The organism is Saprospira sp. CCB-QB6, assembly GCF_028464065.1.
Classification (GTDB): Bacteria; Bacteroidota; Bacteroidia; order Chitinophagales; family Saprospiraceae; genus Saprospira.
This window is the reverse complement of record NZ_CP116808.1, coordinates 614,148-627,853: the sequence shown is the minus strand read 5'-3', so window position 1 is coordinate 627,853 and position 13,706 is coordinate 614,148. Positions and strand designations below refer to the sequence as shown.

Here is a 13,706-nt window from a genome sequence, read left to right as displayed (position 1 = left end):
TATGAATAAAGTGAAGACTCCTCTAGGAGAGGCTTATGCCTTATCTGGAAATATTGTGAAGAGCATTACCTTGGTGGCTCAACTGAATGATTTAGAGGTCGTCAAAGAACATGTAAAGGCTATTCGAGAGGCCTTTAGTGATAATAATTATTATATCTCGGATACACGCTTTGTGAAGCATACCAGCATTGAGGTCCGACGATATTTAGCGGCGAACACGAGGGCCAAAGCGGTAGCTATTTTAGCCAAAAGTGGCCCTGCGGTCTTGCTCAGTAATATCTTTATCAGCTTCAATCGCCTTCCTTACCCGATTAAGCTTTTCAAAGAAGAAGCAGATGCTATTGCTTGGTTGGTAGAACAGGGGGCTGAAGCTCCAAAAAACTAGTTTTTTTAGTAGTTTTGTCGCAGAACAATATCTACTATGAATCAAACTATACTCGACCTTTATCAGGAGCATTTTGGCGCAGCCGCCCAAGAGATCAAAGCGCTGCCCCTTTCTGGTTCCGATCGCTTATATTATCGTCTTTCTTCCCCTTTTGGACAGGCTCTGGGGGTGGAGAATCCCGCTCAAGAAGAGAATTTGGCCTTTGTTTCTTTTACGCAAAGCTTTTTAAAATTGGGCTTGCCCGTCCCTAAACTTTTGGCCCAATCCCTAGACCAAAATTGCTATTTGATTGAGGATTTAGGTCCCAATACGCTACTCCAAAGCCTAGAAGAAGCCCGCCAAAATGGAGAAGGCCATTTTCCCAATCGCTTCTATCAATATTATAAAAAAGCCCTGATCGCTCTGCTCGATTTACAGATTGAGGGCCATCAAGAAGTAGATTATAGCTTGGCTTATCCCAAAGCTGATTTCGATAAACAATCCATGCAGTGGGATTGCCAATCATTTAAGTATTGGTATTTGCTACCCGCCAAACTCCCCTTTGATGCCGAGGCCCTAGAGCAAGATTTTGATCGCCTAGTCGAATTTTTGGCCCAAGCTCCTGCGCATTATTTCATGTTTAGAGATTTTCAAGCGCGCAATATCATTATTAAAGATGAACAGCCTTATTTTATTGATTATCAGGGAGGAAGACGTGGTCCGCTTCAATACGATTTGGTCTCTTTGCTTTTTCAGGCCAAAGCGCAATTGTCCAATAAAGATCGCGAACGCTTGCTAGAAGAGTATTGGCAGGCACTCAAAAAACGAGACCCCAAATGGGATCGCCAAGAGTTTGAGCGCTATTATCTGGGCTTTGTGCTTTTGCGCAGTTTGCAGGTCTTGGGCGCCTATGGTTTTAAGGGACATTACCAAAAGAAGGGACATTTTCTGGCCAGTATTCCCTTTGCCTTGGCCAATATTCGCTGGTTGCTGATGCAAGATTTATTGCCGCTACCCGAGCTGAATCGCCTGCTTAAAGGGCTAATCCGACAGCCACAAGAACAATTGCCCCAACCCCAAGAACAAGCCCTTCGCCTACATATTTCTTCCTTTTCCTACAAAAGAGGCTTGCCCGAAGATCCCACGGGGGGACACGGAGCTGGCTTTATCTTCGATTGCCGATTTATCCATAATCCAGGCCGATATACGCCCTACAAAAAGAAAACGGGCCTAGACGAAGAGGTCAAACTCTTTTTGGTAGAAGACGGCGAAATTGAACAGTTTTTAGCCCAGATTTTTCCTGTTATTGAGGGGGCTATACAAAAGTATTTGGACCGTGGGCATTCCGATTTAGGAGTGCATTTTGGTTGCACGGGCGGCCAACATCGATCGGTCTATTCTGCCGAGCGATTACAACAGTTTTTGCAAAGCCGTTTTGGCCCAGAACTCGATATTCGCCTCAACCACCGAGAACGTCCTCATTGGCCAAAATAACAACTGTATTTTTGTTGTGTTTTGGGGCCTCCGCCTCGCTGCGCTCGTCGGCGCTACGTTTCAGGGCTCGCAGGTCTGCTCGGCCCTGCGCGGGCTAGGCCCGCTGGGTCTGCGGCTTTGCCGCCCCCCTTCACATCGCTAGGCCCGCGGGCGCTGCGCGCCCTGTCCGCCGCAAAATAGGATCAATAGAAAAGCCGCATTCTCTAAGTAGAGAATGCGGCTTTATTTTAATCCATCGCTTAGCGATTAGATTTTCTTAAAGAGGGTCAAGATATCGCCCACTTTATCCTTGAGGTTTTTACGCTCTACAATAAAGTCGAGGAATCCGTTGTGAAGGAGTGATTCTGCTCTTTGGAAACCTTCGGGCAATTCTTTTACCTTAATAGTTTCCTTTACAATTCGGGGACCTGCAAAGCCGATAAGCGCGCCAGGTTCCGAAAAGTTAAAGTCGCCCAACATAGCAAAAGAAGCGGTAACACCTCCTGTGGTGGGGTCAGTCATAAAGGAAAGATAAGGCAGGCGAGCATCAGCCAATTGGGTGAGCTTGGCCGATACTTTGGCCATTTGCATAAGAGAGAAGGCTGATTCCATCATACGAGCGCCGCCAGATTTAGAGATAATCATAAAAGCGCAGTTGTGCTTAATACAATAATCAATAGCCTTGGCAATTTTTTCACCTGTAACAGCTCCCATAGATCCGCCGATGAAAGAAAAATCCATAGCGGCAATAACGAGATCATTTTTATGGACCTTTCCTTTAGCTACGCTAAGGGCGTCGACTAGGCCCGTTTTTTTGCGGGCGGCTTCTAGGCGTTCTGGATAAGGCTTGAGATCTACAAAGTTGATAGAATCTACAGCGGCGATATTCTCAAATAGTTCTTTGTATTTTCCATCATCAAAGAAGAGTTCAAAGTAAGCGCCAGAGCCTAGGCGCTCATGGTGCTTACAGCTAGGACAAACATAGAGATTTTCTCTGAGGTCCTTTACCGTTACACGGTGCTGGCATTTCCCGCACTGATGCCAAATTCCTTCTGGAGCTTCTTTTTTCTCGCGGGTAGAGGTTGTAATACCTTTATTGTCTCTTTTGAACCAACTCATAGGCAATTCATTTTTCTTCGGTCAGGCCGATGGTTTTGGATGATCTGTGTGGTATCCGAGTTCCTTTAAACTAAGTTGGTCAGGGACCATTATTTTAAAGGCGCTCTCTTATAAGATACAAAAACTAGAAGCCTTCCCCCAATCGAATTTGTCAGGGGAAGGCTTATTTTTTATTTTTCTTTAGGAAAAATCTTTGCGAAGAGGTCGTATTCTGTTGCATCGGTAATTTCTACCCAGGCAAAATCACCAAGGCGGAGATAATCGTTTTCTTGCATTTCGATAAGGACCTCATTATCAACTTCTGGGGAGTCAAATTCGCTGCGGCCTACAAAGTAGCCTCCTTCGATGCGGTCGACCAAAACCTTGAGCTGTTGCCCAATTTTTTCTTGGTTGAGTTCGAAAGAGATAGCTTGTTGGACTTGCATAAGGCGGTTAGCGCGTTCGGTTTTTACCTCTGGGCTAATATCATCTTCTAGCTGATGGGCTAGGGTATTTTCTTCATGAGAGTATTGAAAAACGCCAACGCGTTCGAAGCGCATTTCTTCGACAAAGGCGAGGAGGTCTTCAAATTCTTCTTCTGTTTCGCCGGGGAAGCCAACGAGGAAAGTGGTACGCACGGCAATACCGGGAACGAGTCGACGAGCTTCCTCGATCACTTCTTTGGTCCCTTGGCGGTCAATTTGGCGGCGCATTCTTTTGAGTACTTCCGTATTGATATGTTGTAGGGGCATATCGAGATAATTGCAGACCTTGGGCAGCTCTCGGATAGCGTCAAAAACGTCTGTGGGGAATTTTGAGGGATAGGCGTAGTGTAGGCGGATCCACTCTAGGCCTTCAATTTCGTTGAGGGCATGTAGTAATTGGGCAAGACGGCGTTCTTTATAAATGTCGAGGCCGTAATAAGTGAGTTCTTGAGCGATGAGCATTACTTCTTTCACGCCATTTTTGACTAGGCCTTTAACTTCTTGGACCAAATCTTCGATGGGTTTAGAAATGTGTTTGCCGCGCATAAGGGGGATGGCACAAAAAGAGCAGGTACGGTTACAGCCTTCCGAAATTTTGACATAAGCGTAATGAGGCGGAGTCATGAGCATGCGTTCGCCTAGTAAATCTTGGCGATAATCGGCCTCTAGTTTTTCGAGTAGGGCGGGCAGCTCAAGAGTACCAAAGAAAGCGTCTACTTCGGGGATTTCTCTTTGGAGGTCCTCTTTGTAGCGTTCAGATAAGCAGCCCGTGACGTATAATTTTTCAATATTGCCCTCGGCCTTTTCGTCTGCATAGGCGAGGATTGTATTGATTGATTCCTCTTTGGCTCGGTCGATAAATCCGCAAGTATTGATAATAATAATATCCGAATCATCTTCTTCGCTATCGTGGCTGACCTCAAAATCGTTGACACGGAGTTGGTGCATAAGGATTTCGGAGTCGACCATGTTTTTAGAGCAGCCCATGGTGATCACATTGACCTTATCCTTTCCTATCTTTTTGGTTTTCATTTTCTTTCGTTCTAATTTTTGGCCCTAATTCCGATTAGGGTAGGCGCAAAGATAAAGAAGTTGAACGAAAATTGCCTTTGTTGGCCAACTTTTAGGCATTTTTGCGGGGCTCTTTTTTAGGGAACTTTAGTTCAAAGAAGTTTTTTTTTAGAGTAGAGAGTAGAATTTATTTTTTGTGTAGGGGGTTTTGCAGCTTTGTAGGGTGGAGCGTTGGGGCCAAAGAGAGAGCTATTCTTTTGCTTTTGTCAAAGCATACTTGAAGCGAAGAATTTGCATTTGGCCTAGCGATGTGCAGCAGTGGCCGTAGGCCAGACCGAGCCAGCAAAGCTGGCGGAGGGCCGAGCGAATAGCGAGCTGCGGAACGTAGCGCCGACGAGCGCAGCGAGGCGGAGGCCCCAAAAGAAGATTATACATTTAATACCATATATATGCGATATTTAGTAGGAAGTTGTTGGTTAGTTTGTCTCTTTTTGGCTACGGCTTGTCAGTCTGATCAGCCAGCGGCAGTAGTAGATAGTGAAGCGCGGGCTGCGGCTCAGCGGGAGGCTGGGCCTGGTTTTCAGTTGCAGATTTCGGGAGATACGGCTCATTATGAGCAGCTTGTATTGGCCAAGGAGGTAGAGCCATTTGGGGAGGAAGCGCAGGTGACGCAAATTCGTTTGAGTTATCCGAAAATTACGGATTTCAAGGCGGAAGAAGTGAAAGACAGCATCAATGCGGTGATTTATGAGATTATGTTGCTCAATGATGCGGGGGAGATTGCGTATGATAACTTGCAGCAGCGCTTGGATGCTTTTATTCGGGAGTATGAGATGGCCAAGGAAGAGATGAAAAAGCAGTTAGTTTTACCTAATCGTTGGACTTGTGAGGTAGAGATTAAGGTCGTTTTGAACAGCAATCGGATTTTATCTTTGCAATTGCATGAGGCCAATTTTACGGGTGGGGCGCATCCGAATAGCTACACGAGGTACTTTAATTTTGATTTGAAGACGGCTAAGTTATTGGCTTTAGAGGATATTTTTGTGGAGGGGTATCAGCAGGAATTATTGCAGACAGCCGAGCGATATTTTCGGATGGCTAGGGAGATTCCGGCTAAACAGCCGATGGGGGAGACGGATTATGAGTTTCCGGGAGGGCGTTTCTTATTGCCTCGGAACTTTGCCTTGGGGAAAACGGGCATAGCTTTTTGTTTTAATCCGTATGATATTGCGCCTTATTCTATGGGGACCATAGAATTTGAGTTGCCCTATCAGGCCATTTTGCCAATTTTAAAGCAAGAGGCTGTTTTATAGATGCTTTCTTATTGTTTTATTACGCAAACTAGTTGAAATGAATTAGTTTACGTTTTTTAAAATGATAAACAACAAAGTAAATGTTTGACACTAAAATGTTGAGTATTTCGAGGCTTCCTCAACCTCGTCTACCTAAAAACAACGAAGAATTATTGGAACGGGCGAAATCTAAAGCCAAAGCATTGGGTTTGTATTTAGATGGGCTTTATTTGGGGCATCATGATATGTCTGCTTATTTATACCCCTTTGCAGATGAAGATCGTTTGATTGGTGCAAGTTTGATGACGACCTTATTATACTATGTAGATGATCTTTTTGGAGAGGATAATAAAGTTCGGTATAGCTTTGATTTAGATCGGTTTAAGGCGGCTTGGGAGCGGGGTGAACAGCCTGCCGCAAGAGATGAAGTTGAGGCGCAGTTGTATAAGGCTGCAGCTAGTTATGGGGCTGATTTTAGAGCTGCTGTACCGGAAGATTTTTGGAATTATTATCAGGGATATTTGGATGCTCATTTGGCGCACAGCATATCGCCTGCAGCTTATACGAATAGCGAAGAGTATTTGGAGACACGCCTTCATTTTGGGGGAATGTATCCGACTTTGTTGTTAATTGAGTATTGTGCAGAAGAGTATTTATCCTTGGATTTGCGAGAGCATCCTGACTTTGTGGCTGCTCAGAAAGCTTTGGCTTTGATTGCAGTGATTTCTAATGATTTGATGTCTTACCCTAAAGAACAGCACAGTCAGTTTAACTTGCTGAATGTATATTTAGAGACTGCAGAAGCGGAGACTTTAGAGCAGTCTATTCAAAAGACAATTATCTACCTCAATCAGTTACATAAGAATTATGAGCAGGCTAAGGCTGCTTTTTTAGCAGCAGAAGAAGCTAAAGAGCCATTTATTAAACAATATATTTCTTATTTAGATAATATGCTGGCAGCCTGTTATCATTGGCAGGTTCAGACCGATCGTTATAAACATCCGGAGCATATTTTAACAGATTTAAAAAGTAGTTAGCCTTTTAGAGAATGGTTATAGTCTATTTTCTCTTTGAGCAAGAAAGAGACTGTTTTATAGGGAATAATGTTTATATTTGCATGCTACACAGGCTAGTATTGAGCTAGTCTGTGTTTTTTAATAGATTTCCCCAACTAATTTTTGAAGAACAAGCAGATGTTTTACGCGAAAATGTTGAGTATTTCGGCTTTACCTCAACCGGAACTCCCTAAAAACAACCAAACTGTATTAACGAAGGCAAAAGAAAAAGCCAAATCTTTGGGTTTGTATTTAGATGGACTTTATTTGGGCCATCATGATATGTCAGCCTTTCTTTTTCCCTATGCAGATGAGGAGCGCTTGATCGACGCTAGTTTGATGGCGAGTTTGCTTTACTATATAGATGATTTATTTGGAGAGGATAGCGAAGTACGGTATAGTTTTGATTTGAATAACTTTAAGGCTGCTTGGGAGCGTGGAGAAATAAGTTGTTCTAGTGAACCTATTGAAAATCAATTGTATGAGGCGGTGTCTAGTTTAGGGGCGGCCTTTAGAGCTAAGGCCTCAGAAGAGTTTTTGGTTTTTTATCAGGGCTATCTTTATATGCATTTGGACCATAGCTTGGCGCCTTGCTTGTATACAAATAGCCAGGAATATTTAGATTCTAGAGTGCATTTTGGAGGGATGTACCCAACTATACTATTGATTGAATACTGTGCGAACCAATATTTGTCGCCAGAGATGCATGCAAATTTAGATCTTTTGGCAGCACAAGAAGCTTTGGCGTTGATTGGAGCTATTTCTAATGATTTGATTTCTTACCCCAAAGAAAAGCATAGTCAATTTAATTTAATTAATGTTTATTTGGCAACAGGAGAAGCCCAGAATCTAGAGCAAGCTATTCAAAAGACGATCCTTTATATTAACCAGTTACATAAAACTTATCAGCAAGCAATATCCGCCTTTTTAGCTAGCCCTGATGCGTCTTCAGTGGCTCGGCAATATGTTGATTATCTAGATAATATGCTGGCAGCCTGTTATCATTGGCAGTTGCACAGCAAACGATATAGACATCCAGAGCATATTTTAGAAGACCTGAAATTACTTTAGGCAAGTAAAAAAATATATTAGCAGGCACAAAAGTTGAGGAACTAAAGGGCAGTATATTTTAAACCCATATAACCCTCAAATCATGAAAAAAAAGCTAGGGCAATCTGAGCATTTAGAGTATTGGCTAAGAGCAAATGGAATATTTGAGATTGCGCCTGCTCATGGTAGTAGCAAAACCAAGGAAATAGGTTTGGAGGAGGCTAAATATAGCTTATCACTTCAAAAAGCCTGTTTTGAAGAAACTGGAAAAAAGGTCAGGATTATCGCCAATTTAGCCAATATGTCTAATGTGAGTAAGCCCGCCCGAGATTATGGTAAAACGGAAGAGGGAAAGGAGATAAAAAAATACGTGCGAGCATATGCCTTAGTCGCTCCCAACTTATTTGGGCGTTTGGTGGGGAATATGCTGGTGGGTAGTTTTAAGACAGACTATCCTGTAAAGCTCTTTGCTACAGAAGAAAAGGCAGAAAAATGGCTACTCTCTTTAGAAGATTAGCCTTAATAAGTTGAAAAAAAGTACAAAAACGCAAACTGTTTGAAGAGCAGTTTGCGTTTTGTAATTTATGTCACATAGGCTTTTATTCCTCTGCAAAAAACCTTAACTTGAAAGAAGAACAACCAATTGCAACTATGGAACAACTTCAAAAACTAGGGCAAACTCAAAATAGTGCTTATTTTATGAGGCCAGACGGCCTTATTCTTGCCACAACAGTTAATTCTACTCCCTTGACCAAAACAGTCATTTTAGAAAATTTTGAACTAATTAAGCAAATTTCTACAGACCTCGGTCAACCCATAAAAATTTTAGCCGAATCAGAGCAACTACAGCGCTTGAGCCGTTGTGCTAGAGACTATATGCGTACAGAAGAAGCGCAAAAATATGATCAATACGTTATAGGAACAGCAATGCTTACCCAAAATCAACTGGCTAAAATGTTGGCCAATTTTATTATGGGGCTCCGAAAGCAAGCTCGCCCTATGAAAATTTTTACCAACAAAGCCGATGCTCTTGTCTGGTTAAAGAGTCTTTAGACTAAGTCTATATTTTTTATAATTCAATGAAGAACAGCTAACCCCATGATTTCCCCAAAATTAGCAAAACATGAATTTAGAAAAAATTGGTGTAGCGGGCCCCACCCACTACTTTCTTCGCCCAGATGGTATCATTTATACCCAAAGTTTTGAACCTACCCCCATTACCTTAGCCGTTTTTCAAGCTAACTTCGAGTTTATTAAACAACTGTCCGAAGAACGAAATGAACAACTTCGGATGATTATTAACATTGCCAATGCGAGTAGCTTAGATAAGGATGCGCGAAACCTTATTAGAAGTGCTCATATTCAGACGCATTATGGTGGCTACATTGCAGGTGTCGCTATTCTAGCCGCTAATCAATTATCCAGAATGATCGGTAATTTTATGCTCGGCCTTCGAGGGAAAACATTGAGCCCTTATCCCCTCAAGGTCTTTGTACAACAAGAAAAAGCCGCCAACTGGCTAGATGCAATCTAATTTTTATCTAAGATGATTGATAGACCTTTCTCAAGAAAATCAACTATCAATCATCTTAAGGTCTATCCCCTTCATTGGCTCAGCCAAAATTGTCTAAAATCCCCATTATTCATGCAACTAGAAAAAATTGCTACCCTAGGCGAAACTACCTATTACCTCCGCCCAGATGGTATTGTTTATACGGAAAGCTCTAATAATGCCCCTCTTAGCGTGCAGGCCATTCAAGAAAGCTTCGAGTTTATTAAAAAAATGGCCATAGAACGCCAAGAAGCCTTATTGCTGCTCAATAATTTTGATGGCACACAAAAGCTAAGCAAGGAAGCTAGAGCCTACATTAAAGGTGCCGATAGCGAAGTCTATAATGACTACGTTTCAGGCTCCGCCTTAGTCGCTAGAAACCCCATCGCTAGAATGATCGGCAACTTTATTTTGGGCCTGAAACAAAGCGAACAAGAAGTGAAAATGTTCTCTTCAGAAGAAACGGCTGTAAAATGGCTGCTCGAACGCCCCAAAAAAAAGGTGAATTCTACAAATTGAACACTTAATTTCAGAAATGTCTAGGGGCTGCCCCTTCGGCCCTCTGGGCCTTCGGGTCGGGCTGTATCGCAGCTCGCTGCTCGCTCGGCCCTGCGCCGCCAAAGGCGGCTGGGTCTGGCCTGCGGCCACTGCTGCCCATCCCTCAGCCAGGCGCTGCGCGCCTTGGGCGGGCGCTTTGCGCCCTACTCAAAAATTCCTTTTCTCTTTACCTAATACACCCTTCAAACTTAATTATCTATGCAACTAAAAAAAATTGCAAGGGTTGGCCCTACCAATTACTTTTTGCGCCCCGATGGAATTGTTTACACGGAAAGCGAATCCCCTTCTCCACTGACCGTAGAAATCATGATCGAAAATTTCGAGTTCATCAAACAATTGGCCCTCGAAAAAGGTGAAGCCATACGCATGCTCACCGATTTTAATGCGGCCCAAAAAGTAGATAAAGAATGCCGAGCCTATATCAAAAGTCCTGAAAGCCAAGTTTATGATGATTATATTGTTGGCACCGCTTTGCTAAGCGAAAAAGCAATTGCCAGAATGATCGGCAATTTTATTTTGGGGCTTAGAGGAACAGGGAAAGAGGAACAGCAACATGTAAAACTTTTTCAATCGGAAGAAAAAGCAGCTCAATGGCTGCTCCAACTCCCCGATAAACCATTAACCGCCCCACAAGATGAAACTAATCGGCCAAAATAATAGCACAGATTATTTTCTGTTGCCCCAAGAAATTATCCTCCTGAAAGCTAGGAGTTCAGTGGTTAAGCCATCTATCGACAGTGTTCGAGAAAGCTTAGAACTCAATAAAAAGATTTCTATAGAACGAGCAGAACCGCTCTTGCTTTTGGTCCAACTAGAAGGAATGCAACGCCTCAGTAAAGAAGTGCGAGATTTTCTTAAGTCTGAGGAAGCTAAAAGTTATGATGTTTATATCCGTAAATCTGCTTTTGTGACCAAAAGTCAGCTAAGTAAAATGTTGGGCAATTTTATTATCGGTTTACATAAGACGAATTACCCTTTGCGTATTTTTTCTAAGGAAGAGGTGGCCCGTAATTGGCTTCTAGATAGCTAGTTTTAGGTCCTAGAGGGCCGAAGGCCCGCCGGCCTAGGGATGGTAACTGGTGGCCGCAGGCCAGACCCAGCTTTTGAGCGCAGCGAAAAAGCGCAGGGCCGAGCGAAGAGCGAGCCAGTGCACAGCCCGGCCGCCGCAGGCGGCAGGCCCCAAAAAGAAAAGGCCCAAAACATAAGTTTTGGACCTTTTTTTATGCTTGGCAACAGGCTAAATGACTTCTAGTGCTTTGCCCACTTTGGTAAAGGCAGCAATGGCTTTTTCTAGTTGCTCGCGGCTATGTCCTGCCGACAATTGCACCCGAATACGGGCCTTGCCTTTGGGGACCACGGGATAGAAAAACCCAATCACATAAATGCCTTCTTGCAAAAGCTGAGTGGCCATTTTTTGGGCCAAAACGGCATCATAAAGCATGATAGGCACAATAGGGTGATCGCCAGGAATGATATCAAAGCCAGCCTTGGTCATTTCTTTACGGAAAAATCGGGTGTTTTCCTCTAGGCGGTCTCTCAATTCCGTTGATTCCATCAATAAATCGAGCGCTTTAATTGAAGCGCCAACGATAGAAGGGGCCACGGTATTGGAAAAGAGGTAGGGACGAGAGCGCTGGCGCAGCAGGTCCACAATTTCTTTGCGAGCGGCGGTAAATCCACCCGAAGCGCCACCTAGGGCTTTGCCCAAAGTGCCCGTAATGATATCTATGCGGCCCATAACATTGCGGTATTCATGGGTTCCGCGGCCAGTTTTGCCCAAAAAGCCAGTAGAATGGCATTCGTCAATCATGACCATAGCGCCGTATTTTTCGGCTAGGTCACAGATTTTGTCAAGCTGGGCAATGGTGCCATCCATAGAGAAAGAGCCATCGGTAACAATCAGTTTGCGGCGGCAATCGGCGGCATCTTGCAACTGCTTTTCTAGGTCCTCCATGTTATTGTGTAGGTAGCGGAAACGCTGGGCCTTACAGAGGCGAATGCCATCGATAATAGAGGCATGATTCAGTTGATCGGAAATAATGGCGTCTTCTTTTCCCAAAAGGGGCTCAAAAACGCCACCATTGGCATCAAAAGCGGCCGCATAGAGAATGCTGTCTTCAGTGCCTAAAAATTCGGCAATTTTTTGCTCCAATTCGCGGTGAATATCTTGTGTGCCACAAATAAAGCGCACAGAAGAAAGACCATAACCTCGGTAATCAATGGCATCTTTAGCCGCCTGAATAAGGGCGGGATGAGAGGATAGGCCAAGGTAATTATTGGCGCAGAAGTTAAGGACTTCGCCTGCTTCTTGGGTATGAATTTGGGCAGCTTGCACACTATCAATAATCCGCTCGCTTTTCCAAAGGCCAGCATCTTTAATGTCTTGGATTTCGGCTTCAAAGCCAGCTTTTACATTATCGTACATAAGTTTAGAGAAATTGAGTCTCGTTATAATTCGGTTTCTTGCGCTTTTGCAGTTGTTCAATCATATCTTTGGTCATACTGCTCAGGTCGTATTCTTCTTGCCAGCCCCAATCTTGGCGGGCTAGGCTATCATCAATGTTTTCGATCCAAGAATCGGCAATGGCCTGACGGAAGTCGGGCGTATAGCTAATACTAAAATCGGGAATATGTAGTTGAATTTCGGCCGCAATTTCTGCAGGCGTAAAACTCATGGCTTGTAAATTATAGGCATAATGAATCGAAAGTTGGTCTACTGGCGCCTCCATAAGCTCTAAAGTAGCCCGAATGGCATCGGGCATATACATCATAGGAAGTTTGCTATCGGCCCGCAAAAAACAATCGAAATGCTCGCCATTAACGGCCTTGTGGAAAATATCCACGGCATAATCAGTGGTCCCTCCACCAGGCATAGATTGATAGCTAATGAGACCAGGGTAGCGAATTCCCCGCACATCTAATTGAAACTTTTCAAAATAGTAGTTGGCCAAATCTTCGCCCACCTTCTTAGTAATGCCATACATAGTAGAAGGTTCAAGGGGCGGAAACTGCGGTGTATTTTGCTTGGGCGTGCGCCCACCAAAAACTGCAATAGAACTAGGATGAAAAATTTTGCGAATCCCTGTATTTTGGGCTACCTGCAAAACATTCAGAAAGCCCTGCATATTCACATTCCAAGTGAGCATAGGGTTTTCTTCCCCTTTAGCCGACAAAAGAGCCGCCAAATGGTAAATTTGACTCACCCCATATTTTTGAACAATTTCGCCCATGCGCTTGGCATCCAAAACATTGAGCTGCTCAAAATGCCCAATAATTGTTTGTCTAGGCGCCTGCAAATCAGAGCAAATGACGTTGGCTATGCCGTAAATTTGGCGTAGATTTTCGGCCAGTACGCTCCCAATTTGGCCATTGGCCCCCGTAATTAAAATGACTTCTTTGCCCATAGTTGTAATAAAAGTAGCTGTTTAAAATAATAAAGGTTTTGGGGCGTTACTCCCTTCGGTCGTCGAACTGCGGCTTTGCTGGCTCGGTCTGGCCTGCGGCCACTGCTCCACATCGCTAGGCCAAATAGCGCCCGGCCACAAACTAGGCCCTAAAAGCGCAAAATAAAGACCTTGGGCTCAAATTATTGCTTTTTTAGCAAAGCTTAAAGCCTAAAAATCAAAGAATATTTTTTTGTTAAATGCCCCTTTTGTAGATATATATTTTTATATATAGCTAGAAGGCAGCTCCTTAGGGCCTTATATCGAACAACTTATATTTTTAGCGGGTTAATTAGCGGGAAAGCCTTATCTTTGAGGAGAAAAA

General features: G+C 43.6%; 15 protein-coding genes. 11 read left to right on the top strand and 4 right to left on the bottom strand.

Annotation, left to right across the window (positions count from 1 at the left end; all coding sequences use genetic code 11):
- Position 1: 1 nt before the first annotated feature.
- On the top strand, positions 2 to 385 hold the full coding sequence (locus tag PPO43_RS02415) for a DUF7793 family protein (RefSeq protein ID WP_272620201.1): 384 nt from the start codon (positions 2 to 4) through the stop codon (positions 383 to 385).
- A 36-nt stretch (positions 386 to 421) separates the two neighbouring features.
- Positions 422 to 1,858, top strand: a complete 1,437-nt coding sequence (locus PPO43_RS02410; protein ID WP_272620200.1) for a RapZ C-terminal domain-containing protein — start codon at positions 422 to 424, stop codon at positions 1,856 to 1,858.
- Between the two features lie 246 nt (positions 1,859 to 2,104).
- Here PPO43_RS02410 and accD read toward each other — a convergent pair whose 3' ends face one another.
- Together accD and rimO are read right to left on the bottom strand one after the other, a co-directional pair.
- Positions 2,105 to 2,956, bottom strand: a complete 852-nt coding sequence (accD, locus tag PPO43_RS02405) for an acetyl-CoA carboxylase, carboxyltransferase subunit beta (protein WP_272620199.1) — start codon at positions 2,954 to 2,956, stop codon at positions 2,105 to 2,107.
- A gap of 170 nt (positions 2,957 to 3,126) precedes the next feature.
- Positions 3,127 to 4,452 (bottom strand): 30S ribosomal protein S12 methylthiotransferase RimO, encoded by a 1,326-nt coding sequence (gene rimO, locus PPO43_RS02400; RefSeq protein ID WP_272620198.1) that lies wholly within the window; start codon positions 4,450 to 4,452, stop codon positions 3,127 to 3,129.
- A 428-nt stretch (positions 4,453 to 4,880) separates the two neighbouring features.
- Between rimO and PPO43_RS02395 the strand changes: the two genes are divergently transcribed.
- The 9 genes from PPO43_RS02395 to PPO43_RS02355 all read left to right on the top strand — a co-directional run bounded on the left by PPO43_RS02395 (position 4,881) and on the right by PPO43_RS02355 (position 10,968).
- Positions 4,881 to 5,744 (top strand): DUF3298 and DUF4163 domain-containing protein, encoded by an 864-nt coding sequence (locus tag PPO43_RS02395; protein WP_272620197.1) that lies wholly within the window; start codon positions 4,881 to 4,883, stop codon positions 5,742 to 5,744.
- Between the two features lie 80 nt (positions 5,745 to 5,824).
- Positions 5,825 to 6,760 (top strand): terpene synthase family protein, encoded by a 936-nt coding sequence (locus tag PPO43_RS02390; RefSeq protein WP_272620196.1) that lies wholly within the window; start codon positions 5,825 to 5,827, stop codon positions 6,758 to 6,760.
- A 156-nt stretch (positions 6,761 to 6,916) separates the two neighbouring features.
- Entirely contained in the window at positions 6,917 to 7,849 is a 933-nt protein-coding gene (locus tag PPO43_RS02385; RefSeq protein WP_272620195.1) for a terpene synthase family protein, read from the top strand.
- An 82-nt stretch (positions 7,850 to 7,931) separates the two neighbouring features.
- Positions 7,932 to 8,345: a DUF7793 family protein gene (locus PPO43_RS02380; protein ID WP_272620194.1), complete on the top strand. Its 414-nt coding sequence runs from the start codon at positions 7,932 to 7,934 to the stop codon at positions 8,343 to 8,345.
- A 107-nt stretch (positions 8,346 to 8,452) separates the two neighbouring features.
- Entirely contained in the window at positions 8,453 to 8,881 is a 429-nt protein-coding gene (locus PPO43_RS02375) for a DUF7793 family protein (RefSeq protein WP_272620193.1), read from the top strand.
- A 70-nt stretch (positions 8,882 to 8,951) separates the two neighbouring features.
- Positions 8,952 to 9,362 (top strand): DUF7793 family protein, encoded by a 411-nt coding sequence (locus PPO43_RS02370; protein ID WP_272620192.1) that lies wholly within the window; start codon positions 8,952 to 8,954, stop codon positions 9,360 to 9,362.
- 111 nt (positions 9,363 to 9,473) lie between these two features.
- Complete coding sequence (locus PPO43_RS02365; protein ID WP_272620191.1) at positions 9,474 to 9,899, top strand: DUF7793 family protein; 426 nt, start codon at positions 9,474 to 9,476, stop codon at positions 9,897 to 9,899.
- A gap of 237 nt (positions 9,900 to 10,136) precedes the next feature.
- Positions 10,137 to 10,595, top strand: coding sequence for a DUF7793 family protein (locus PPO43_RS02360; RefSeq protein ID WP_272620190.1), 459 nt, complete (start codon positions 10,137 to 10,139; stop codon positions 10,593 to 10,595).
- Positions 10,573 to 10,968, top strand: a complete 396-nt coding sequence (locus PPO43_RS02355; protein WP_272620189.1) for a DUF7793 family protein — start codon at positions 10,573 to 10,575, stop codon at positions 10,966 to 10,968. Before PPO43_RS02360 ends, PPO43_RS02355 begins: the two co-directional genes overlap by 23 nt.
- Positions 10,969 to 11,175: 207 nt before the next feature.
- Here PPO43_RS02355 and kbl read toward each other — a convergent pair whose 3' ends face one another.
- The gene (gene kbl, locus PPO43_RS02350) at positions 11,176 to 12,363 is read right to left on the bottom strand and encodes a glycine C-acetyltransferase (protein ID WP_272620188.1); all 1,188 of its coding nucleotides are present in this window, start codon (positions 12,361 to 12,363) and stop codon (positions 11,176 to 11,178) included.
- A gap of 4 nt (positions 12,364 to 12,367) precedes the next feature.
- Positions 12,368 to 13,342 (bottom strand): NAD-dependent epimerase/dehydratase family protein, encoded by a 975-nt coding sequence (locus PPO43_RS02345; protein ID WP_272620187.1) that lies wholly within the window; start codon positions 13,340 to 13,342, stop codon positions 12,368 to 12,370.
- Positions 13,343 to 13,706: the final 364 nt, after the last annotated feature.

Bases quoted from the DNA above. Each gene is read 5' to 3' on its own strand.
- PPO43_RS02390 (WP_272620196.1), top strand. From the start codon at position 5,825: ATGTTTGACACTAAAATGTTGAGTATTTCGAGGCTTCCTCAACCTCGT.
- PPO43_RS02385 (WP_272620195.1), top strand. From the start codon at position 6,917: ATGTTTTACGCGAAAATGTTGAGTATTTCGGCTTTACCTCAACCGGAA.
- accD (WP_272620199.1), bottom strand. From the start codon at position 2,956: ATGAGTTGGTTCAAAAGAGACAATAAAGGTATTACAACCTCTACCCGC.
- kbl (WP_272620188.1), bottom strand. From the start codon at position 12,363: ATGTACGATAATGTAAAAGCTGGCTTTGAAGCCGAAATCCAAGACATT.
- PPO43_RS02380 (WP_272620194.1), top strand. From the start codon at position 7,932: ATGAAAAAAAAGCTAGGGCAATCTGAGCATTTAGAGTATTGGCTAAGA.
- PPO43_RS02360 (WP_272620190.1), top strand. From the start codon at position 10,137: ATGCAACTAAAAAAAATTGCAAGGGTTGGCCCTACCAATTACTTTTTG.
- PPO43_RS02410 (WP_272620200.1), top strand. From the start codon at position 422: ATGAATCAAACTATACTCGACCTTTATCAGGAGCATTTTGGCGCAGCC.
- rimO (WP_272620198.1), bottom strand. From the start codon at position 4,452: ATGAAAACCAAAAAGATAGGAAAGGATAAGGTCAATGTGATCACCATG.
- PPO43_RS02345 (WP_272620187.1), bottom strand. From the start codon at position 13,342: ATGGGCAAAGAAGTCATTTTAATTACGGGGGCCAATGGCCAAATTGGG.
- PPO43_RS02355 (WP_272620189.1), top strand. From the start codon at position 10,573: ATGAAACTAATCGGCCAAAATAATAGCACAGATTATTTTCTGTTGCCC.
- PPO43_RS02370 (WP_272620192.1), top strand. From the start codon at position 8,952: ATGAATTTAGAAAAAATTGGTGTAGCGGGCCCCACCCACTACTTTCTT.
- PPO43_RS02365 (WP_272620191.1), top strand. From the start codon at position 9,474: ATGCAACTAGAAAAAATTGCTACCCTAGGCGAAACTACCTATTACCTC.
- PPO43_RS02395 (WP_272620197.1), top strand. From the start codon at position 4,881: ATGCGATATTTAGTAGGAAGTTGTTGGTTAGTTTGTCTCTTTTTGGCT.
- PPO43_RS02415 (WP_272620201.1), top strand. From the start codon at position 2: ATGAATAAAGTGAAGACTCCTCTAGGAGAGGCTTATGCCTTATCTGGA.